This is a genomic window from Pseudomonas abieticivorans, assembly GCF_023509015.1.
GTDB classification, from domain to species: domain Bacteria; phylum Pseudomonadota; class Gammaproteobacteria; order Pseudomonadales; family Pseudomonadaceae; genus Aquipseudomonas; species Aquipseudomonas abieticivorans.
In genome coordinates this window covers 4,507,790-4,528,736 of the sequence record NZ_CP094975.1, presented here as the reverse complement: position 1 = coordinate 4,528,736, position 20,947 = coordinate 4,507,790, and the positions used below count along the sequence as shown (strand labels likewise).

Annotated in this window: 18 protein-coding genes and 5 tRNA genes; 7 read left to right on the top strand and 16 right to left on the bottom strand. The window is 62.8% G+C overall.

The features are described 5' to 3' along the window. Positions 1–68 precede the first annotated feature (68 nt). From L9B60_RS20795 to gltX, 5 genes are all read right to left on the bottom strand, one after another. Positions 69–144, bottom strand: a tRNA-Glu gene (locus L9B60_RS20795). A 42-nt stretch (positions 145–186) separates the two neighbouring features. Further along, a tRNA-Ala gene (locus tag L9B60_RS20790) sits at positions 187–262 on the bottom strand. A gap of 53 nt (positions 263–315) precedes the next feature. Next, positions 316–391: transfer RNA gene (locus tag L9B60_RS20785), tRNA-Glu, on the bottom strand. A 73-nt stretch (positions 392–464) separates the two neighbouring features. After that, positions 465–540, bottom strand: a tRNA-Ala gene (locus tag L9B60_RS20780). 288 nt (positions 541–828) lie between these two features. Then, positions 829–2,310: a glutamate--tRNA ligase gene (gltX, locus tag L9B60_RS20775; RefSeq protein ID WP_249672744.1), complete on the bottom strand. Its 1,482-nt coding sequence runs from the start codon at positions 2,308–2,310 to the stop codon at positions 829–831. A gap of 178 nt (positions 2,311–2,488) precedes the next feature. On the opposite strand from gltX, the gene L9B60_RS20770 reads away from it, so the two are divergent. Continuing rightward, positions 2,489–3,532 carry an HlyD family secretion protein gene (locus tag L9B60_RS20770; RefSeq protein ID WP_249672743.1) on the top strand — a complete coding sequence of 348 codons (1,044 nt, stop codon included), beginning with the start codon at positions 2,489–2,491 and terminating at the stop codon, positions 3,530–3,532. Beyond that, positions 3,522–5,072 (top strand): MDR family MFS transporter, encoded by a 1,551-nt coding sequence (locus L9B60_RS20765; protein ID WP_498371216.1) that lies wholly within the window; start codon positions 3,522–3,524, stop codon positions 5,070–5,072. Before L9B60_RS20770 ends, L9B60_RS20765 begins: the two co-directional genes overlap by 11 nt. Positions 5,073–5,170: 98 nt before the next feature. Here the strand turns inward: L9B60_RS20765 and uvrB are convergent, their stop codons facing one another. Next, entirely contained in the window at positions 5,171–7,186 is a 2,016-nt protein-coding gene (gene uvrB, locus L9B60_RS20760; RefSeq protein WP_249672741.1) for an excinuclease ABC subunit UvrB, read from the bottom strand. A 322-nt stretch (positions 7,187–7,508) separates the two neighbouring features. On the opposite strand from uvrB, the gene L9B60_RS20755 reads away from it, so the two are divergent. After that, positions 7,509–8,705 carry an amino acid aminotransferase gene (locus L9B60_RS20755; protein ID WP_249672739.1) on the top strand — a complete coding sequence of 399 codons (1,197 nt, stop codon included), beginning with the start codon at positions 7,509–7,511 and terminating at the stop codon, positions 8,703–8,705. A 63-nt stretch (positions 8,706–8,768) separates the two neighbouring features. Further along, positions 8,769–8,844, top strand: a tRNA-Asn gene (locus L9B60_RS20750). Positions 8,845–8,929: 85 nt separating this feature from the next. On the opposite strand, the gene L9B60_RS20745 is transcribed toward L9B60_RS20750, so the two are convergent. After that, entirely contained in the window at positions 8,930–9,334 is a 405-nt protein-coding gene (locus tag L9B60_RS20745; protein ID WP_249672737.1) for a cupin domain-containing protein, read from the bottom strand. Positions 9,335–9,516: 182 nt separating this feature from the next. Here L9B60_RS20745 and L9B60_RS20740 point away from each other — a divergent pair, with 182 nt between their 5' ends. The 3 genes from L9B60_RS20740 to L9B60_RS20730 all read left to right on the top strand — a co-directional run bounded on the left by L9B60_RS20740 (position 9,517) and on the right by L9B60_RS20730 (position 13,538). Then, positions 9,517–10,026: a sigma-70 family RNA polymerase sigma factor gene (locus tag L9B60_RS20740; RefSeq protein ID WP_249672735.1), complete on the top strand. Its 510-nt coding sequence runs from the start codon at positions 9,517–9,519 to the stop codon at positions 10,024–10,026. Continuing rightward, positions 10,023–10,997: a FecR domain-containing protein gene (locus tag L9B60_RS20735; RefSeq protein WP_249672733.1), complete on the top strand. Its 975-nt coding sequence runs from the start codon at positions 10,023–10,025 to the stop codon at positions 10,995–10,997. Before L9B60_RS20740 ends, L9B60_RS20735 begins: the two co-directional genes overlap by 4 nt. A gap of 96 nt (positions 10,998–11,093) precedes the next feature. Next, positions 11,094–13,538: a TonB-dependent receptor gene (locus L9B60_RS20730; protein WP_249672731.1), complete on the top strand. Its 2,445-nt coding sequence runs from the start codon at positions 11,094–11,096 to the stop codon at positions 13,536–13,538. Between the two features lie 91 nt (positions 13,539–13,629). Here the strand turns inward: L9B60_RS20730 and L9B60_RS20725 are convergent, their stop codons facing one another. The 9 genes from L9B60_RS20725 to mltG form a co-directional block, all read right to left on the bottom strand. Further along, positions 13,630–14,196 (bottom strand): DUF1285 domain-containing protein, encoded by a 567-nt coding sequence (locus L9B60_RS20725; protein ID WP_249672727.1) that lies wholly within the window; start codon positions 14,194–14,196, stop codon positions 13,630–13,632. A 10-nt stretch (positions 14,197–14,206) separates the two neighbouring features. After that, the gene (locus tag L9B60_RS20720; protein WP_249672725.1) at positions 14,207–14,803 is read right to left on the bottom strand and encodes a DUF4823 domain-containing protein; all 597 of its coding nucleotides are present in this window, start codon (positions 14,801–14,803) and stop codon (positions 14,207–14,209) included. A gap of 98 nt (positions 14,804–14,901) precedes the next feature. Next, positions 14,902–15,870, bottom strand: coding sequence for a GTP 3',8-cyclase MoaA (locus L9B60_RS20715; RefSeq protein ID WP_249672722.1), 969 nt, complete (start codon positions 15,868–15,870; stop codon positions 14,902–14,904). 127 nt (positions 15,871–15,997) lie between these two features. Continuing rightward, positions 15,998–16,636, bottom strand: coding sequence for a TetR/AcrR family transcriptional regulator (locus tag L9B60_RS20710; protein WP_249672719.1), 639 nt, complete (start codon positions 16,634–16,636; stop codon positions 15,998–16,000). Between the two features lie 357 nt (positions 16,637–16,993). After that, positions 16,994–17,779: a TatD family hydrolase gene (locus L9B60_RS20705; protein WP_249679828.1), complete on the bottom strand. Its 786-nt coding sequence runs from the start codon at positions 17,777–17,779 to the stop codon at positions 16,994–16,996. 32 nt (positions 17,780–17,811) lie between these two features. Continuing rightward, entirely contained in the window at positions 17,812–18,168 is a 357-nt protein-coding gene (locus L9B60_RS20700; protein ID WP_249672716.1) for a PilZ domain-containing protein, read from the bottom strand. Positions 18,169–18,206: 38 nt separating this feature from the next. Next, a complete protein-coding gene (locus L9B60_RS20695; protein ID WP_249672714.1) occupies positions 18,207–19,193 on the bottom strand; it encodes a DNA polymerase III subunit delta' in 987 nt (328 codons plus the stop codon). After that, a complete protein-coding gene (gene tmk, locus L9B60_RS20690; RefSeq protein WP_249672713.1) occupies positions 19,186–19,818 on the bottom strand; it encodes a dTMP kinase in 633 nt (210 codons plus the stop codon). The genes L9B60_RS20695 and tmk overlap by 8 nt, the downstream gene beginning before the upstream one ends. A 19-nt stretch (positions 19,819–19,837) precedes the next feature. Further along, positions 19,838–20,947 (bottom strand): endolytic transglycosylase MltG, encoded by a 1,110-nt coding sequence (gene mltG / locus L9B60_RS20685; protein ID WP_249672711.1) that lies wholly within the window; start codon positions 20,945–20,947, stop codon positions 19,838–19,840.

Sequence of the window (20,947 nt, the reverse complement as noted above, 5' to 3'; positions counted from 1 at the left end):
GCCAGAAAAACAAAAGGCTCATTCAATAATCGAATGAGCCTTATAAATCCCGCAAAGCGGGCAAATCGTGGCGTCCCCTAGGGGACTCGAACCCCTGTTACCGCCGTGAAAGGGCGGTGTCCTAGGCCACTAGACGAAGGGGACGCAAACCTTCGAGCAGATCCGTTTTCACGAACCCTGGCAAATTGGTGGAGCTAAACGGGATCGAACCGTTGACCTCTTGCATGCCATGCAAGCGCTCTCCCAGCTGAGCTATAGCCCCAAATTTATCGCCTTGCGGCGGAGCGACCTGTGCAAGCAGCGCTTCTGTAAAACTGGCGTCCCCTAGGGGACTCGAACCCCTGTTACCGCCGTGAAAGGGCGGTGTCCTAGGCCACTAGACGAAGGGGACAAAACCTTCTTACCATTCGATCAGTCTGGATCTGATCTGCTTGAAGTCAAACTTCAACTTCAAGCTTGGAATTTGGTGGAGCTAAACGGGATCGAACCGTTGACCTCTTGCATGCCATGCAAGCGCTCTCCCAGCTGAGCTATAGCCCCACAATCTTCAGCGCTTCACATTTCTGCGTGTTGCTGTGTGGACGGGGCGCATATTAAGACCGGATCGGTAGGCTGTCAAACTTATTTTTGAAAATTTTTAAAAAAATCTTCCAGCTTTACAATCACTTACCTCTCCAATGCGCCTTTAGCCCAATAAACACAGGGTTTGGGCCCCACCCACTTGTAGCAGCGGATTCATCCGCGAATCAGCCAGCGCGCAATGCCTGGCACTGCGCGGTGACGTTTTAGCGGATCAATCCGTTCCTGCAGGGAGGGTAAAAACCTGCGTCAGGCAATGGCCGCCAGCAGCTTTTCCCACTCTTTGTTTTCTTTCTTCGACACGCCACCCAGCAGGTCCAGCGCCTGACGCAGGCGGAAGCGGGTCAGGTCCGGGCCAAGGATTTCCATGGCGTCCAGCACCGACACCGAGCTGGCTTGCCCGGTGATGGCGGCAAACATCAACGGCATGGCGTCACGCAACTTCAGCTCCAGGGATTCGACCACGGCCTGGATGGTGGCGGTGATGTTGTCCTTCTCCCAACTGCGCAGGGATTCGAGCTTCCACAAAATCAACTGCATCAACTGGCGAACCTGGTCGCCCGAGAGCTTCTTGTGCTCGAAAAGCTTGGCATCCAGTTGCAGGCCACCGGCGAAGAAGAACCCGCCCAGCGGTGCAATCTGGCTGAAGGTCTCTACCCTGCCCTGCACGTGCGGCGCGATCTTCATCATGTAGTCGGCGTTGAACGCCCACTTCTGCACGCGCGCGGCAAATTCCTCGACTGGCAGCTCGCGCAGCCACTGGCCGTTCAGCCAGGACAGTTTCTCGATGTCGAAGATCGGCCCGCCCAGGGACACGCGGGACAGGTCGAAATGCTCGACCATCTCGGCCAGGGAGAACTTCTCGCGCTCATCCGGCATGGACCAGCCCATGCGGCCCAGGTAGTTGAGCATGGCTTCGGGCATGAAGCCCATGCGCTCGTAGAAGGTCACCGAGGTCGGGTTCTTGCGCTTGGACAGCTTGCTCTTGTCGGGGTTGCGCAGCAGCGGCATGTAGCACAGCACCGGCTGCTCCCAACCAAAGTACTCGTACAACTTGATCAGCTTGGGCGCCGATGGCAGCCACTCTTCGCCACGCAGCACGTGGGTGATGCCCATCAGGTGGTCGTCCACCACGTTGGCCAGGAAGTACGTCGGCAGGCCGTCGGTCTTCATCAGCACTTGCATGTCCATGCGATCCCACGGGATCTCGACTTCGCCACGCAGCAGGTCCGGCACCACGCACACGCCCTCGGTCGGCACCTTCATGCGGATCACGTGGGGCTCGCCGGCAGCCAGGCGGCTGGCCACTTCTTCGGGCGACAGCAGCAGCGCACGGCCGTCATAACGCGGGGTTTCGCCCCGGGCCTGCTGCTCGGCACGCATCTGATCCAGCTCTTCGGCCGTGCAGAAGCACGGGAAGGCGTGGCCCAGGTCGACCAGTTGCTGGGCGTACTGCTTGTAGATGTCGCCGCGCTCGCTCTGGCGATACGGGCCATGCGGGCCGCCCACGTCCGGGCCTTCGCTCCACTCGATGCCCAGCCAGCGCAGGGCATCGAATATCTGCTGTTCCGACTCGCGGGTAGAGCGCAGCTGGTCGGTGTCTTCGATACGCAGGATGAATTCGCCGCCATGCTGTTTGGCAAAGCAATAGTTGAACAGGGCGATGTAAGCCGTGCCGACATGGGGGTCGCCGGTGGGCGATGGGGCGATGCGCGTACGAACGGTGGTCATGAATGGTCTCGAGCAGAGTGAATCAAAGGGCGGATGTTAGCAGGGCTTGCGCATCGGGCTCCAGCGGTGCGCCATATTACTGGGCATCAACGGCATGATTGCCGCTTGCCGGGGGCCCGAGTGTTACGGATGATTGCTTATTGGCACTCTGCCAGCCCCTTTTCCCGACGGACCGACCATGCCCGCGCCCCTCAAGCGTCGCCTGCTGATTTTTCTCTTTCTGGTGCTGTGCATCGCCCTCGCCTTCCTGGCCCACTGGTATTTCAAGGGGCGTTTCTACGAGACCACCGACAACGCCTATGTGCAGGGCGAGATCACCCGGGTGTCTAGCCAGTTGGGCGCGCGTATCGAGGAGGTGCTGGTGGACGACAACCAGCACGTGGCCAAGGGTGACTTGCTGGTGCGCCTGGATGCCGACGACTTTCGCTTTGCCGTGGAGCGCGCCAACGCCACGCTGGCCACGCGCCAGGCCGAGCGCGAGCAGGCGCAGAGCAAACTGGCCCAGCAGGCCAGCCTGATTGCCGCCAGTGAAGCCCAGGTGGTGTCCAGCCAAGCGACCCTGGGCCGCGCGCAACTGGACCTGAACCGCGCCGAAACCCTGCGCAAACCGGGCTATGTGTCCGAAGAGCGCGTCACCACCCTGTCGGCCGACAACCGCATCGCCCGCTCTCAGGTCACCAAGGCCCAGGCTGACGCCCAGGGCCAGCGCCAGCAAGTGAATGCGTTGAACGCCGAGATCAAGCGCCTCGACGCCCAGATCACCAACGCCCGCACCGACCTGGCCCAGGCCCAGGTCAATCTGGCCCGCAGTGAAATCCATGCGCCCATCAGCGGCCTGATCGGCCAGCGCGCCGCGCGCAACGGCCAATATGTGCAGGCCGGCGCCTACCTGCTGTCGATCGTGCCGGACCAGGACATCTGGGTGCAGGCCAACTTCAAGGAAACCCAGATCGGCCACATGCAGCCCGGCCAGCGCGCCACGCTGACCTTCGACAGCTTCCCCGACACCCCCATCGACGGCCGCCTGGACAGCTTGTTCGCCGCTTCTGGCGCGCAGTTCAGCCTGCTGCCGCCCGACAATGCCACGGGCAATTTCACCAAGGTGGTGCAACGCATCCCGGTGAAACTGACCTTCAGCTCCGACAACCCGCTGCACGGCAAGATCCGCCCGGGCATGTCGGTGACCGTGAGCGTTAACATCGACGCCAAAGATGGCCGGTGATCAACTGGTCCGCCCGGTCGGCGAGCCGACCCGGCGCGACTGGATCGCGGTGATGAGCGTGATGCTCGGCGCCTTCATGGCGGTGCTGGACATCCAGATCACCAACTCATCGCTCAAGGACATCCAGGGCGCGCTGTCCGCGACGCTGGAGGAAGGCTCGTGGATCTCCACCTCCTACCTGGTGGCCGAGATCATCATGATCCCGCTCACCGCCTGGCTGGTGCAGTTGCTCTCGGCGCGGCGCCTGGCGGTATGGGTGTCGGTGGGCTTTTTGTTTGCATCCCTGCTGTGCTCCATGGCCTGGAACCTGGAGAGCATGATCATCTTCCGCGCCCTGCAGGGCTTTACCGGCGGCGCGCTGATCCCCCTGGCGTTCACCCTGACCCTGATCAAGCTGCCCGAGCACCACCGCGCCAAGGGCATGGCCATGTTCGCCATGACGGCCACGTTCGCCCCCTCCATCGGCCCGACCCTGGGCGGCTGGCTGACGGAAAACTTCGGCTGGCAGTACATCTTCTACATCAACATCCCGCCCGGCCTGGTCATGATCGCCGGGCTGCTCTACGGCCTGGAAAAGAAAGAAGCCCACTGGGAGCTGCTCAAAAGCACCGACTACGCCGGCATCCTGACCTTGGGCCTGGGCCTGGGCTGCCTGCAAGTGTTCCTGGAAGAAGGCCACCGCAAGGACTGGCTGGAGTCCACCGAGATCGTGGTGCTGGCCGTGACCGCCCTGCTCAGCCTGACCACCTTCGTGATTTTGCAGGTGTCACGGGCCAACCCACTGATCAACCTGGGTATCTTGCGCAACCGCAATTTCGGCCTGTCGAGCATCGCCAGCCTCGGCATGGGCCTGGGCCTGTACGGCTCCATTTACCTATTGCCGCTGTACCTGGCACAGATCCAGAACTACAACGCGCTGCAGATCGGCGAAGTGATCATGTGGATGGGCGTGCCGCAGCTATTCCTGATTCCGCTGGTGCCGATGCTGATGCGCTTTGTCTCGCCCAAATGGCTATGCGCCCTGGGGTTTGGCTTGTTCGGCCTGGCGAGCTTTTCTTCCGGGGTGCTCAACCCGGACTTCGCCGGGCCGCAGTTCAACCAGATCCAGATCATTCGCGCGCTGGGCCAGCCGCTGATCATGGTGACCATTTCGCTGATCGCCACCGCCTACATTCAAGCCCAGGACGCAGGCTCTGCATCGAGCCTGTTCAACATCCTGCGCAACCTGGGCGGCGCGATCGGCATTGCCTTGCTGGCGACGCTGCTGGACGCGCGCACCAAGGTCTACTTCGATTACTTGCGCGAGGCGGTGGTGCCCAGCAACCCGCAGGTGGCCGAGCGCATGGCGCTACTGACAGAAAGGCTGGGCAATGAAACCGCAGCGCTGGGCAAGATCAGCGAGATCGCCCATCAGCAGGCGCTGATCATGGCCTATGACGACGCCTTTCATATTGTCGGCATTGGGCTGGCGATCAGCATGGTGGCGGTGTTGCTGACCAAGGCGTTGCCGGCAGGCATCAAGGCCGGCGAAGCGCACTAACCCCTGTAGGAGCGGATTGATCCGCGAAAAGAACGCCGCGATATGCCTGGAAAATCGCGATGATTTTTCGCGGATTGATCCGCGCCTACGCGGGTGTGTCACACCTTGAGCAGGCGCTCGCGCAACTTGCCAATCTCGTCGCGCATCTGCGCCGCGGCCTCGAACTCCAGGTCGCGGGCCAACTGGTACATTTTCTCTTCCAACTGACGGATGCGCTTGGTGATCTCGCTCGGCGAGCGCAGTTCGTTTTCGTACTTGGCGCTTTCTTCGGCCGCCTTGGCCATGCCCTTGCGCTTCTTGCTGCGCGAACCCGGCACGGTGGCGCCTTCCATGATGTCGGCGACGTCCTTGATCACGCCTTTAGGGGTGATGCCATTGGCCAGGTTGAAGGCAACCTGCTTGTCGCGGCGGCGTTCGGTTTCGCCGATGGCGCGCTCCATGGAGCCGGTCATGCGGTCGGCATACAGGATCGCCCGGCCGTTGAGGTTACGGGCGGCGCGGCCAATAGTCTGGATCAACGAACGCTCGGAGCGCAAGAAGCCCTCTTTATCGGCGTCCAGGATGGTCACCAGCGACACCTCGGGCATGTCCAGGCCCTCGCGCAGCAGGTTGATACCCACCAGTACATCGAAGGCGCCCAGGCGCAGGTCGCGAATGATCTCCACCCGCTCCACGGTATCAATGTCCGAGTGCAGGTAGCGCACGCGCACGTCGTGGTCGGCCAGGTAATCGGTCAAGTCCTCGGCCATGCGCTTGGTCAGCACGGTGACCAGCACGCGCTCATCCTTGAGCACCTGCTTGCGGATCTCCGACAGCAGGTCGTCGACCTGGGTCAGCGCCGGGCGCACCTCCACCTGCGGGTCGACCAGGCCGGTGGGGCGCACCACCTGCTCGACCACGCGGCCGGCATGTTCGGCTTCATAGTTACCGGGGGTGGCCGATACAAAGATGGTCTGCGGGCTGATGCTTTCCCACTCATCGAAACGCATGGGCCGGTTGTCCAGCGCCGACGGCAGGCGGAAACCGTATTCCACCAGGGTTTCCTTGCGCGAACGGTCGCCCTTGTACATGGCGCCCACCTGCGGGACGCTGACGTGGGATTCGTCGATCACCAGCAGCGCGTCCGCCGGCAAATAATCGTACAGCGTAGGCGGCGGCGCCCCGGCCGGGCGCCCGGACAAGTAGCGCGAGTAGTTTTCGATGCCGTTGCAGTAACCCAGCTCCAGGATCATCTCCAGGTCAAACCGGGTGCGCTGTTCCAGGCGCTGGGCTTCCACCAGCTTGTTGGCACCGCGCAGGTACTCCAGGCGTTCCTGCAGCTCTACCTTGATGCCTTCGATGGCGTCGAGCAGGGTTTCGCGGGGCGTCACGTAGTGGCTTTTCGGGTAGAAGGTGAAACGCGGCAGGCGGCGGATTAGCTCGCCGGTCAGCGGGTCGAACGCCGAGATGTTTTCCACCTCGTCGTCGAACAGCTCGATGCGGATGGCTTCCAGGTCCGATTCGGCCGGGAAGATGTCGATCACGTCACCGCGCACCCGGAAAGTGGCACGGGCGAAGTCCATGTCGTTGCGGGTGTATTGCAGGTCAGCCAGGCGCCGCAGCAAGGCGCGCTGGTCGAGCTTGTCGCCGCGGTCTACGTGCAACACCATCTTCAAGTAGGTTTCCGGGCTGCCCAGGCCATAGATGCACGACACCGTGGTTACGATGATGGCGTCCTTGCGCTCCAGCAGCGCCTTGGTCGCGGACAGGCGCATCTGCTCGATGTGGTCGTTGATCGAGGCGTCCTTCTCGATGAAGGTGTCGGACGACGGCACATAGGCTTCGGGTTGGTAGTAGTCGTAGTAGGAAACGAAATACTCCACCGCGTTGTTCGGGAAGAACGCCTTGAACTCGCCATACAGTTGCGCGGCCAGGGTTTTGTTTGGCGCCAGCACCAGCGTGGGGCGTTGTACCTGGGAAATCACGTTGGCGATGCTGAAGGTCTTGCCCGAGCCAGTCACCCCGAGCAGGGTCTGGTGCGCCAGGCCCGCGTCGATGCCTTCGACCAACTGGCGGATGGCCTCCGGTTGGTCGCCGGCCGGCTGAAAACGGGTAACGAGCTGAAACTCGGACATGGGAAACCTCTTGAGCCACCCACGCAGGCGCAGGTGAAAAGCTGACAGGCACGAACCTCGCCTGTATTTATAGACAGTACTTATACCCAAGTTGTGCCATCGGACGCCAGTTTCAAGACGCGTCCTACGCTACGCGTTGCTTACCAGCACTTCTAAATGACTAACGGTCGAAAAAAAATCCGTCAAAGCACGGTAAAACCCAGTGCAACCTGTCGCACACTGCGGCAAGGCTCTTTATACTGACTCCCCGTTTGTGCACCGCTCTAGTGCACTCGAATGGAGCGGTGTATCCCCTCACTTTCCATTCAGAGCTTTACAAAAAATGAGCCTGTTTTCCGCTGTCGAATTGGCACCCCGCGATCCTATCCTGGGCCTCAACGAAGCATTCAACGCCGATACCCGGACCGACAAGGTCAACCTGGGCGTGGGCGTTTATTGCAACGAAGAAGGGCGAATTCCCCTGCTGCGCGCCGTTGTCGAAGCCGAGACCCTGCGCGTTGCACAGCACGCCTCGCGCGGCTACCTGCCGATCGACGGCATTGCCGCCTACGACCAGGCCGTGCAAAAACTGCTGTTTGGCGCCGACTCGCCGCTGATCGCCGCTGGCCGCGTGATCACCACCCAAGCCGTGGGCGGTACCGGTGCACTGAAAATTGGTGCCGACTTCCTCAAGCAGATCGCACCCAATGCCGTGGTCGCCATCAGCGACCCAAGCTGGGAAAACCACCGCGCCCTGTTCGAGGCCGCAGGCTTCCCGGTTCAAAACTACCGCTACTATGATGCGACCAGCAACGGCGTCAACCGTTCCGGTTTGCTGGAAGACCTGAACGCCCTGCCGTCGGGCTCCATCGTGGTGCTGCACGCCTGCTGCCACAACCCGACCGGCGTCGACCTGACCCCGGCCGACTGGCAGAACGTGCTGGACACCGTCAAAGCCAAGGGCCACATCCCGTTCCTGGACATGGCCTACCAAGGCTTCGGCGAAGGCATCACCGAAGACGCCGCCGCCGTGCGCCTGTTCGCCGAGTCGGGCCTGAACTTCTTCGTGTCCAGCTCCTTCTCCAAGTCGTTCTCGCTGTACGGCGAGCGCGTCGGCGCCCTGTCGATCGTCACCGACTCCAAGGAAGAAGCCACTCGCGTCTTGTCCCAGGTCAAGCGCGTGATCCGCACCAACTACTCCAACCCGCCCACCCACGGCGCCACCATTGTCGCCTCGGTGCTCAACAGCCCTGAACTGCGCGCCATGTGGGAAGCGGAACTGGCCGAAATGCGCCTGCGCATCCGCAGCATGCGCATGCAAATGGTCGAAGGCCTGGCCGCCCACGGCGCCAACCGCGACTTCAGCTTCGTCGGCCGCCAGGTCGGCATGTTCTCCTACTCGGGCCTGACTGCCGCCCAGGCCCAACGCCTGCGCAGCGAATTCGGCATCTACGCCCTGGACACCGGCCGCATCTGCGTGGCCGCGCTGAACCAGAGCAACATCGATGCGGTGAACAAAGCGATCGTCGCGGTACTGTAATTTGAAAGGGGAAGTCAGCAACGCTTGACTTCCCCTTTTGAATCAGTAACATAGGCTGCAGATTCCGCGATAGCTCAGTCGGTAGAGCAAATGACTGTTAATCATTGGGTCCCAGGTTCGAGTCCTGGTCGCGGAGCCAAACATCAAACGAAGCCCCTCTTGCAGGGGCTTTGTTGTTTCTGGGGTTTGGACAACCCGGCCTCAAACAAGCAGAATATTGCCCCTCACTCCTTCATCGGCTCCAACACCGCCTGCCCCTCATCCTTCAACACCCACACCAGCAACTTGGCCGGCTTGGTCTTACTGGCATTGCGCGACACCACATGCACCGCCCCGGCCGGTTCATACCAATACTGCCCCGTTTTGTAGGTAACCGCCGCCTCGCCCTTGAGCTGCGACACCACCGTGCCTTGCAGCACGTAGGCCATCACTGAGCCTGGGTGGCGGTGAGCGGCGGAGGCCTGGCCGGGGGCGTAGTCGACGGTGAGCATCGTGGCGACTTTGCCGGGGGCGTTGACCAAGGGCTTTTCTTGCAGCACCTGGACGTTTTCATGGCCGGCTTCATGGGCGTGTGCGCTCAGCGAAGCGCCGAGCACCAGCAAGCAGGTCATTAGTTTGAGTGGGTTCATGGCAGGCACCTGTAAGGGATTAAAGAAGAATCCACGTTAGGCCTGGCAACCGATGGGGCCAATAGCCAATCGGCGCGAAGTTCGGCAGGCCAATCGACAAACCGCCCGAGGCATGGATAGAATGCGATCAATTCTTAATTACATCTTTGGCACGGACTGCCAACTCACGCGTATCGGTTCCCATGTCGCCCGCCGAACAGCCCACCACCGCTCAGCTCCACACGCTTTACAGCGCGCATCACGGCTGGCTGCAAGGCTGGCTGCAGCGCAAAATCGGTAACACCTGGGATGCAGCAGACCTGGCCCAGGACACCTTCGTGCGCCTGCTGACGCGCCAATTGCTGCAAAACCTGGGCAATGAGCCGCGGGCGTTGCTGACCCATATCGCCAAAGGCTTGATGATCGATCGCTGGCGCCGCCAGGCAGTGGAGCGCGCCTACCTTGAGACCTTGGCGCACGTGCCGCAACAGCATGCGCCGTCACCGGAAAGCCGCCACTTGATCCTTGAGGCGCTGTGCCGTATCGACGCGATGCTGCGGGAAATGCCGGACATCACGCGTCAGGCGTTTGTGCTGTCGCAGCTCGAAGGGCTGACCTATGGGCAGATCGCCGAACAGCTGGCCGTCTCGCTGATCACGGTGAAGCGGCACATGCGCGCCGCGTTCATCGCCTGCCTGAGCATCAATGAATGAAGCCGGCCATCGACCCGCAGATCCTCGGCGAGGCGGCGGACTTCCTGGTGCAGTTGCAATCGGGCAGCGCGACCGCCGAGGATCATCGCGCCGTGGCCCAATGGCGCGGGCGCAGCGCCCAGCATGCATTGGCCTGGCAGAAAGCCGAAGCCTTGCTGGGCGATTTGCGCAGCGTGCCCGGCAGCATTGCCCTGGATACCCTCAAACGTGCCGAACGCAGCCAGGGTGTTGGCCGACGCCAGATGCTCACCCGCCTGGGGCTGTTGTTGCTGGCGGGCCCCTTGGCCTGGGCCGCCTGGCGCGAAACCCCGTGGCAACAATGGAGCGCCGATGCCCACACCGCCACCGGCGAGCAAAAGCCGCTGCAATTGCCGGACGGCAGCCGCTTGCTGCTCAACACTGCGACCTCGGTGAACATCGCCTTCAGCGACGAGCAACGCCGGCTGACACTGCTCAACGGCGAGATCCTGATCAGCACGGCGAAAGACCCGGCCCCGGCGCACCGCCCATTTATCGTTGAAACCCCGCAGGGCACTGCCCAAGCGCTGGGCACCCATTTCAGCGTGCGCAGCGAGGGCGAGCGCAGCCGCGTGGCGGTGATGGAAGGCGCGGTCAGGGTCCAGCCGCGCAGCGGCATGCAGGACAACGGCGCGACGATTCATGCCGGCCAACAGAGCACGTTCGACGAGTTGCGCAGTCAGCCCCTGCAAGCACTGGACGCCAATGCCTTCAGCTGGGAGAAAGGCATGCTGGTGGCCCGCGACATGCGCCTGGCCGACGTTCTCAGTGAGCTGGCGCGCTACCGGCCCGGCGTACTGCGCTGCGACCCGGCGGCGGCGCAGCTACGGGTTTCCGGGGCGTTTTCCCTGCGCGACAGCGATGCCAGCCTGCGCCTGCTGCAAGACACTCTGCCGCTGACCATCAATCGGCTGACACGTTACTGGGTCACGGTGGGGCCGCGCGCCAGCTGAGGCGATAAAAATCGTACGCCCCTGATACCTTTTCCGTTCTCGCTCGGTGAACTGGATAACGCCCACTTATCCACGTGCCCGACAGGAAAGCCCACCATGACCCGGCCGCCTCGCACCCTCCCCTCCCGCCTTCGCTGCACTGCCCTGACCTTGGCCATGGGCCTTGCCGGCGTGACCGTGATGGCCTGCAGCCAGGCCGCGCAAAGCCCACCCAGCGTGCAGCACTACGGCATCGGCCCGGGCCCGCTGGGGCATGTGCTGGCGCAGTTCGCCGCGCAGAGCGGCGTGCCCCTGTCGTTTGACCCGGCACTGTTGAACAACCGCCAGAGCCAGGGCCTGCAGGGCGACTACAGCGTCGACCAGGGCTTCGCTGCCCTGCTCGATGGCAGTGGCTTCAGCTTGATCGGTGCCGGCAATGGCGGCTACACCCTGGCACCCGTGGTTGCCCAAGGCGCGGCCTTGGAGCTGGGCGCCACCAATGTCAATGGCCTGCTGCTCACCCAGGATCAGGCCACCTATGCCGGTGGCCAGGTGGCGCGTGGCGCGCAATTGGGCGTGCTGGGCAACCAGTCGATCCAGGACGTGCCGTTCAGCGTGACCAGCTTCACCGCGCAGACCATCCGCGACCAGCAGGCGCAAACCGTCGGCGATGTACTGCTCAACGATGCCGCCGTGCGCCAGTCGGCGGGCTTCGGTAACTTTTCCCAGGTGTTTATCATCCGCGGCCTGCCGCTCAATTCTGATGATATTGCCTACAACGGCTTGTACGGCGTATTGCCACGGCAGATCGTCGACACCGAGGCGCTGGAGCGGGTGGAGCTGTTCAAGGGCCCCAATGCCTTCCTCAATGGCGTGTCGCCGCAAGGCAGTGGTATCGGCGGCAGCGTCAACCTACAACCCAAGCGCGCAGAAGATACCCCCACCCGCAGCGTGACCCTGGATTCCACCAGCGCCAGCCAGGTGGGCGGCCATCTGGACCTGGGCAAGCGCTTTGGCGAAGACAACCAGCTCGGCGCCCGGGTCAACCTGGCGCAACGCGAAGGCGAAACCGGCGTCGATGACGAACACAAGCGTTCGGTGCTGGCCACCCTCGCCCTGGATTATCGCGGCGAACGCCTGCGCGTCTCCACCGACCTGGGCTACCAGAAACTGCGCATCAATGAAGGCCGCGCAGTGGTCTACCCCACTGGCAGCAAAGTACCGGATGCGCCGTCCGCCCGGCACAACTATGCCCAGGACTGGAGCTGGTCGGAGCTGGAAGACACCTACGGCATGGCGCGCATGGAATATGACTTGAGCGACAACTGGACCGCCTACGTGGCCGGCGGCGCCAAGCACACGCGGGAGAATGGCGTGTACTCCTCGCTCTACGTCAGCGATGCCAACGGCACGGCGCGTGGCGGCATGCTCTATTCACCCCACGATGAAGACAACCGCAGCGCCATGGCCGGCCTCAACGGGCACTTCGCCACGGGGCCGCTGACCCATCAGCTGAACCTGGGCGTATCGGGCCTGTGGGGCGAACAGCGCTCGGCTTACCAGGCCATCGCCACGGCCGGCCGCTATGCGAGTAACCTGTACGACCCGGTGCAACGCCCACAACCGGTGGCCACCTCGTTCGGCGGCGACATCCATGACCCAGGCATCGTCGGCAAGAATCGCATCCGCAGCGCGGCGGTCTCCGACACCCTGGGCTTTGTCGATGACCGCGTGCTATTAACCGTCGGCGTGCGCCGCCAATCCATCGGCGTGGATGCCTGGAACACGGTGTCGGGCAATCGCACGGCCAACTACGAAGCGTCCATCACCACCCCGGTATACGGCCTGGTGATCAAGCCTTGGGAGCACGTATCGTTCTACGCCAACCGTATCGAAGGCCTGGCGCAGGGGCCGACCGCGCCGGCCAGCGGCGTGACCAACCCCAACGAAGTGTTCGCGCCGTCGCGCAGCAAGCAGGTGGAGGCCGGGGTCAAGCTCGACACCGAACATGTCGGCGCGACGGTGGGTGTGTACCGCATTGAACAGCCGGCCAGCAGCACCTCGGTGGCTGCGGGCAATACCCTGGGCACTTTCTCGGTGGATGGCGAGCAGATCAACCGTGGCATCGAGCTGAATGTGTTCGGCCAGCCGATCGACGGCCTTCGATTGTTGACCGGCGCGACTTGGATGGACACCCGGCTTGAAAACACGTCGGCCGGCGCCAACGACGGTAACCGCGCTGCAGGGGTGCCGCGCTTCCAGTTCAACCTGGGCGGTGACTGGGATATTCCAGGTATCGAGGGTGCCGCCTTGAATGCTCGACTGCTGCGTACCGGGGGGCAGTACGTCAATGCCGCCAATACCCTGAACATCCCGGCCTGGACCCGGGTCGACGTGGGCGCTCGCTACCGGTTCAAGCTGGACGAGAACGACATCACCCTGCGCGCCAACGTCGAGAACGTGGCGAACAAGGCGTATTGGGCGTCGGCATCGACGGCGAACAATTACATCACCCAAGGTGCGCCACGGACGTTGAAGGTCTCGGCAACGCTGGACTTCTGAGACCGCGGGGCGGTCTTCGCGGATGAATCCGCTCCTACGGGAGCGGCGACCCGGCGTCCCGGTTTATCCGCGAAAAGAGCAGCGCAGTACGTCAGGCAGGGTCAAGGCCAATGGGAAAAAACACGCCATGGCTCCACACCCCCAGCCAACGCTGGCCGTCCACCTCGCGGGGCACGGCCAGTTCGACCAGTTGGTAGAACACGTTGCGGTGCACCAACGCTTCCAGGTTGACCCGAACATGCACGTAAGGTGCAGGCTCTTGCGTCGCGGGGTTAGTCTCAACCCGCAGCGCATGCTCGGGGCCGGCCTCGACCACATCCTCGACGTTGGTGGTAAAACGCAGCACCTGCGCCTCACCTTCGCCGAGCACTTGCAGCGTCACCGCCACGAACGGGGCATCGTCAACGGTGATGCCGACCTTTTCAACCGGCGTGATCAGGAAGTAGTCATCACCATCGCGGCGCATGATGGTGGAGAACAACTTGACCATCGGCTTGCGGCCGATGGGCGTGCCCAAGTAATACCAGGTGCCGTCGCGGGCGATGCGCATGTCGATGTCGCCGCAGAACGTCGGGTTCCACAGGTGCACCGGCGGCAACCCCTTCTCGGTCTTGGGGATCTGCGCCAACAGATCATTGGCCTTGCCCGGACCACTCATAACGTTCTCCTCAACGGCTGACGCCCAACAAACGACGAGCGTAATCCTCAAGGGGTGGGCCGATCAAATCTTCCGGCTTGTTATTGTGAAAAGTCAGCAGGCCGCCGCGGCTGCGAATGGTCGCCGTGTCGATGAGGTAGCGGGTATTGGTCTCGATCAGCATCACCTGGATTACGCCGCTGTCGATGCCCAGGCGACCGGACTCCTGGTCGACGAATTCGTCGCTGTTGCCGATGCGATCATCGGCACGGGCAAAACGGGTGTACAGCAGGTAACTGGCACCGGCAGAACGGGCCTCGCCCAATGCCTCTTCCAGCCCCAGGGGGGTACGGGCGCGACGCACCATGGGAAAATACTGCACGAAGCCGTTGAAGGCTTCCTCGGCCACCACGTTGGGCCGCGGGTAGGTGCCCGCTGGGGCAAAGGCGCCCTGGCCAATGTAAATGAACGAGTCAGGCTGCAAGCGGAAGTTGTTCGAGCGCCGCGTCTCGCTGTGATCCAGCACGCCGGCATCGCTCAATTGGTAATGGGCAACGTCACCCATGTCACTGACACTCATGCAGCCGCCCAGCGACACCAGCGCCAGCAACAAGACCAGACTACGCATCTTTCCTCCAGAGGCCGGTGACGGAAAACCGGCGAATAGCCGCCTGATGCAGCTTTTGCGCCAGTCTGGTGATTTGTGCGGTTGATTGCGTGCAGGCGCTAACCGCCGATGATCTTCATCACCGTGGCGCCGCCGGAAAACGCCACTTCCTGCTTGTCGCCCAAGGCCTTGACCAACAGCCGTTGCAGCGCCGGCAAAGCCTGATGGCGCGGCTTGTCGAGCAAGTCGCCGACAAAATGACGGTTGCTGGACGACAAACATCCATGCAGCCAGCCCGTGGAAGACAGGCGCAGGCGCGAGCAGGTGCGGCAGAACGGCACGCTTTCGTTGGCGATCACGCCAAACACACCCTGCCCCGGGATTTCGTAGCGCAGGGCCGTCGCGTCGACCGGCGCACCGGTTTGCAGGAATTCATAGTGCTCGCCGATAACCTGGAGCAATTGCGGCAAGCTGACGAACTGCGTCAGGAAACCATTGGCGTCACTCGCCAAATGCCCCATTCGCATCAGTTCGATGAAGCGCAGCTCAAAACCGCGCTCAAGGCAGTAGTCCAGCAGGGGCAGTACCTGGTCCAGGTTCTGCCCGCGCAGAGGCACCATGTTGACCTTGATTTTAAGCCCCGCCGCCCGCGCTCGCTCCAGGCCGTCGAGCACCGTGGCCAAGTCGCCGCCACGGGCGATCTGGCGGAAATGGTCCGGGTCCAGGGTGTCCAGGGAGACGTTGAGGCGGCGGATGCCGGCTTCCAGCAACAGCGGCAGCTTGCGCGACAGCAGTTGGCCGTTGGTGGTCAGGCTGATGTCGTCCAGCCCCAGGGGGGTGACGCCACGCAAGAAGGTTTCCAGCCGCGGGCTGACCAGTGGCTCACCCCCGGTGATGCGCAGCCGTTCGATGCCGGCCGCCTCGATCAGGTAGGCCACGCCGCGCACCATGGCTTCGGCCGACAACTCGTCCTGTGCGGCCACCAGGCGTTTACCGTTGGGCACACAATAGGTACAGGCATAGTTGCAGGCAGAGGTCAGGCTGACACGCAGGTTGCGAAAACGTCTGCCTTGGCGATCGACGATCATGGTGACTCCGGCATGGGGAAACTCGGGCCTGCAAAACCTGACTCAAAAATCAGGTTTTTGCAAGCCCCATACCTGAGTATATTCCTGGGCAATGACGACCAACAGCGTTATACAGCCGTTGAATCACTCAGCTGGCGGGCGTCTCGGGGTCGCGCTTGCGCTTGTTGCCCATGCGCACGCCGATGTCCATCAAGAACTGGAAGAAGCCTTCCTGGTCTTCCAGCACATTGCTCCAGAACGGCGAGTGGTACAGCGCCACCGCGCCATGCACCAACGCCCAGGTCGCGCAGTAATGGAAGTAAGGCGGCACGTCTTCCAACTTGCCTTCACTGATGCGGCCCTTGATCAGCAAGGTCAGGCGTTCGAAATTGGAGGCGCGGATCTTGTGCAGTTCGTCGACCATCTCCGGCACCTGGTTGCCCTTGACCACCTTCTCTTCCAGGCGGTCGAACAGCCGATAACGCTGGGGGTCGCGCATGCGGAATTCGAAGTAGGCCCGGGATAGGGCTTCCTTGTCGCGGTCCACATCGGCGGAATGCAGCAATTCGTTCAAATCACGCTCGTAATCGAGCATCAAGCGCAGGTAGATCTCTGCCTTGGATTTGAAGTGCTTGTAAATCGTGCCTTTGCCGATGCCCACTGCATCGGCGATCATTTCGACGGTGACGCTGTCTTCACCCTGTTCAAGGAACAGTTTGAGTGCGGTGTCGAGGATCTCCTGCTCACGGCGACGAAATTCACGGACCTTGCGAGGTTCTTTCTGCATAAGAGGGAACTGGATCAAAATCGAAGCCCGGTATTATGCCTAACTTGCAGCAAATTGCACGGATCTGCGAGCATATCTGTGTTTCTTGATGAGTTTTAAGCACTTGGCGACACCTGCCGGCGTGCCACTTCAGGCGATGAGTGCGTATTGGAAGCGGACGTATTCCAAATCTGTTTAAAAAACGAGCAATCGCCAGTGGAATAGCGCCCAACCTGACCAATACTTGAAGAGTCGGCGCACCATACCCCCCAAGTGACGCGCCGATAAAGACGTCAACGGACCGTACGTCTTTGTTTTACTCCTAATGGTCTTAACCCGGATTCACCCCCCAGAACCCGGGTTTTTTTTGCCTGCGATTCAGCCAGCAACGTGAGCCATGGGGAACAGGCGCTTGAAGTTGGTCGTGGTCTGCTCGGCCAGGCGCTCGTAGGATTCGCCCCGCAGCATGGCCAGGTACTCGGCCACTTCGCGCACGTACTGCGGCAGGTTGGGCTTGCCACGATAGGGGATGGGCGCCAGGTACGGCGAGTCGGTCTCGACCAGCAAACGATCGGCCGGCACCTGGCGCGCCACATCGCGCAAGGCGTCGGCGTTGCGGAAGGTGACGATGCCCGACAGCGAGATGTAATACCCCAGGTCCAGCGCCGCCTTGGCCATGTCCCAGTCTTCGGTAAAGCAGTGCAGCACGCCGGCCTGGGGCAATTGCGCCTCGCGCAGCAACGCCAGGGTATCGGCCCGCGCGGCGCGGGTGTGGATGATCACCGGCTTGCCCGTGGCCTGGGCCGCCTGCAAGTGCAGGCGGAAAGAGGCCTGCTGCAGCTCGGCCGCTTGCGGTTCGTAGTGGTAGTCCAGGCCGGTTTCGCCGATGGCAATCACCCGCGGGTGATCCAGTTCGTCCAGCAGCCACTGCAGCGCAGGCTCGGCGCCGGGCGTAAGGTCCAGCGGGTGGATGCCCACCGAGCAGTCGACGTCGGCGTACTGTTCGGCCAGGCCTTTCACGGCCGCGGCGTTGTCGGCGCTGACGCCGATGCAGAGGAAATGCCCCACGCCGCGCTCGCGCGCCGCTTGCAGGGCGGCGTCCAGCGAGCCGCCGTGCTCGGCAAGGTCCAGGCGGTCAAGGTGGCAATGTGAATCGACGAGCAGCGGGGAATTCATGGGCATTGAAACACAGGTACTTACATAGTGTGGGTGGGGCGGTCGGACTTGATGGCGCCGGCCAGGTAGGTTTCGATCTTGTTGCGCGCGGTGTTGTCGCCGTCGTTGAACTGCACGCCCACGCCGGCGGCACGGTTGCCCTGGGCGCCCTTGGGGGTGATCCAGGCCACGCGGCCGGCCACCGGTATCTTCTCGGCTTCATCCATCAGGTTGAGCAGCATGAACAACTCGTCACCCAGCTTGTAACTCTTGCTGGTGGGGATGAACAGGCCGCCGTTCTTGATGAAGGGCATGTAGGCCGCGTACAACACGGACTTGTCCTTGATGGTCAGGGACAAGATACCGTTGCGCGGGCCAGGACTGACGGGCTCATTCATTCGAATTTCCTTGTTGTGGTCACGACCACAAAAATGGCTCAGGCCTGCCCAGGCAGGTTGGCCCAGGACACCAGCAAAGCCTCAAGCAGCAACACCCGGTTCAGGTTGGCCTTTGCCAGCACCTTCTGGCGCTGGGCAAGAATCCAGTCCTGCAGGGCCAATACCTTGTGCTGGCCACTCTTCTGCGCCAGATATTGCAGCACTTTGCGCATGTCACTCAAGCCTAACCCCTCCTCGTCCTGCGTCAACTGATAACGCAGGACCAAGTTGGACCAGTCGCAGAACCAGTCGAACAGCAGCAACAGCGGGATGGCGTTCCAGCCCTCGGCCAACTGCGTGGGCGAGGCCTGCTGCTTGAGCAGCTTCTTGACCCCCTCCACCACCAACGCACGTTGCTCGACCACGCCCTGAGCCTGCAGTTTGACGGCCGCCAAGGGCGAACCGGCGGCCAGAGCCAGCAACTCGGCGCGCTGCTCGGCGCTGCTGTCTGGCAGCGCCGTGGCCAGCCATTCCAGGCTCATGGCCTGGCTGGGCAGCGGGCAGGCCTGTTGCACGCAACGGCTCTTGAGCGTGGGCAGCAGCCGGCTTGGCTGATGGCTGACCAGCAGCAGCACGGTGTTGCCGGAAGGCTCCTCCAGGCTTTTGAGCAGGGCGTTGGCGGCGTTGATGTTCATCGACTCGACCGGCTCGATCAACACCACCTTGCGCCCGCCCAGTTGCGCGGTCTGCACCACGAAACCGACCAGGTCACGCACCTGGTCCACCTTGATCGCCTTGTCGGCTTCTTCCGGCTCCAGGATGTAGTTGTCCGGGTGGCTACCGGCCGCCAGCAAGTGACAGGATTTGCAACTGCCACAGGCATTGCCGCCCTCCGGGCGCTGGCACAGCAGCAAGGCCATCAAGCGCTCGGCCAGCGCGCGCTTGCCGATGCCCTGCGGGCCATGCAACAGATAGGCGTGGGCGTAGTTGCGCTGACTGGCGAAGTGCTGCCAGAGGCCGTCCTGCCACGGGTAGGCCTCAGCCACGGTGCAAGCCCTGGATCTGTGGCAACAAGGCGTCCAGCGAGCGCTGCACCTCGGCCAGCGGCAAGGCTGCATCGATCAGCCGGTAGCGTGCCGGGTTGGCCTGGGCCCGGGCCAGGTAGGTGCTGCGCACGGCATCGAAGAAGGCGCGGCCTTCTTGCTCGAAACGGTCCAGGCGGCCACGGGCAGACGCGCGGGCCAGGCCCACTTCCACGGGCAGGTCGAACACCAGGGTCAGCTGCGGGTGCAGGTCGCCCTGGACGAATTGCTCCAGCGTGGCGATGCGCGCCACCGACAAACCGCGGCCACCGCCCTGGTAGGCGTAGGTGGCATCGGTAAAGCGGTCGCACAACACCACCGCCCCGCGGGCCAGGGCCGGGCGAATGACTTCGGCCAGGTGCTGGGCCCGGGCGGCGAACACCAGCAACAGCTCGGTGTCGGCGTTCATCGCCTCCTCGCTGGGTGCCAGCAACAGTTCGCGGATGCGTTCGGCCAACGGCGTGCCACCGGGCTCACGCGTCAGCACGATATCCATGCCCAGCGCACGCAATTGCGCCGCCAGGTAGTCACGGTTGGTGCTCTTGCCGGCGCCCTCGGGCCCTTCAAGGGTAATAAACAGTCCGCTCACAGGCAGTCCTTAACAAAAATCATTGGGCGCTCGGCTCGGCATCGTCGGCGGGCGCCGCGTCGGGCGTAGCCGCCGGATCCGTGGTGGGCGCTGGCGCGGGCGCCGGGCTGGAGCGGTAGTCGGCACGGCGCTTGAGCTGGTATTCGCGCACGGCGTTGTTGTGCTCATCCAAGTCATCGGAAAACACATGGCTGCCGTCACCACGGGCAACGAAGTACAGGCTGCTACCCCGCGCCGGGTTGAGCGCGGCATGGATCGCCTCGCGGCCCACCATGGCGATGGGGGTGGGCGGCAGGCCGCTGATCACATAGGTGTTGTAGGCCGTCGGCTCGCGCAGGTCGGCGCGGGTCAGCTTGCCGTTGTAATGCTCGCCCATGCCGTAGATCACGGTCGGGTCGGTTTGCAGCAGCATGCCGGAGGCCAGGCGCCGCACGAACACGCCGGCGATCTGCGCGCGCTCCTGGGGTACGCCGGTTTCCTTCTCGACCAGGGAGGCCATGATCAGCGCCTGATAAGGCTGGGCGTACGGCGCTTGAGGGTCGCGCGCGCCCCACTCCTTGGCCAGCACGTCTTCCAGGCGGCTGTAGGCCTGGCCCAACAGTTCGGCGTCGGTCATGCCACGCACGTACTTGTAGGTGTCCGGGAAAAACCGCCCTTCCGGAAACACCCCGGCGTGGCCGAGTTTTTCCATTACCTGTTCATCGCTGAGGCCAGCCAGGGTCTGCTGCAGTTTTTCCTGCTTGGCCAAGGCGGCACGCACCTGGCGGAAGTTCCAGCCTTCGACCAGGGTCAGGCTGTACTGCACCACTTCGCCACGCTGCCACACGCCCAGCAGATCACGCACGGTCATGCCGGGCGTCATGCGGTACTCGCCGCTGTGCAAGGGTTGGCCCTTTAGATTGAAGCGCCAGTACACCCGCAGCCAGAAGGCACCCTGCAACTCGCCGTCGGCCTGCATGCGGTTGAACACCCCGGTGGGGGTGGAGCCGGCGGGCACTTGCAGCAGTTGCTCCTGGGCCAGGGTCAGGGGTTGATCGACCGAACTTTGCACCTTCCAGGCGGCGAAGCCCAACAGCAGCCCTGCCAGAATCAGACCTGTTTCCAGCAGCACCAAGAATTTACGTCTCAC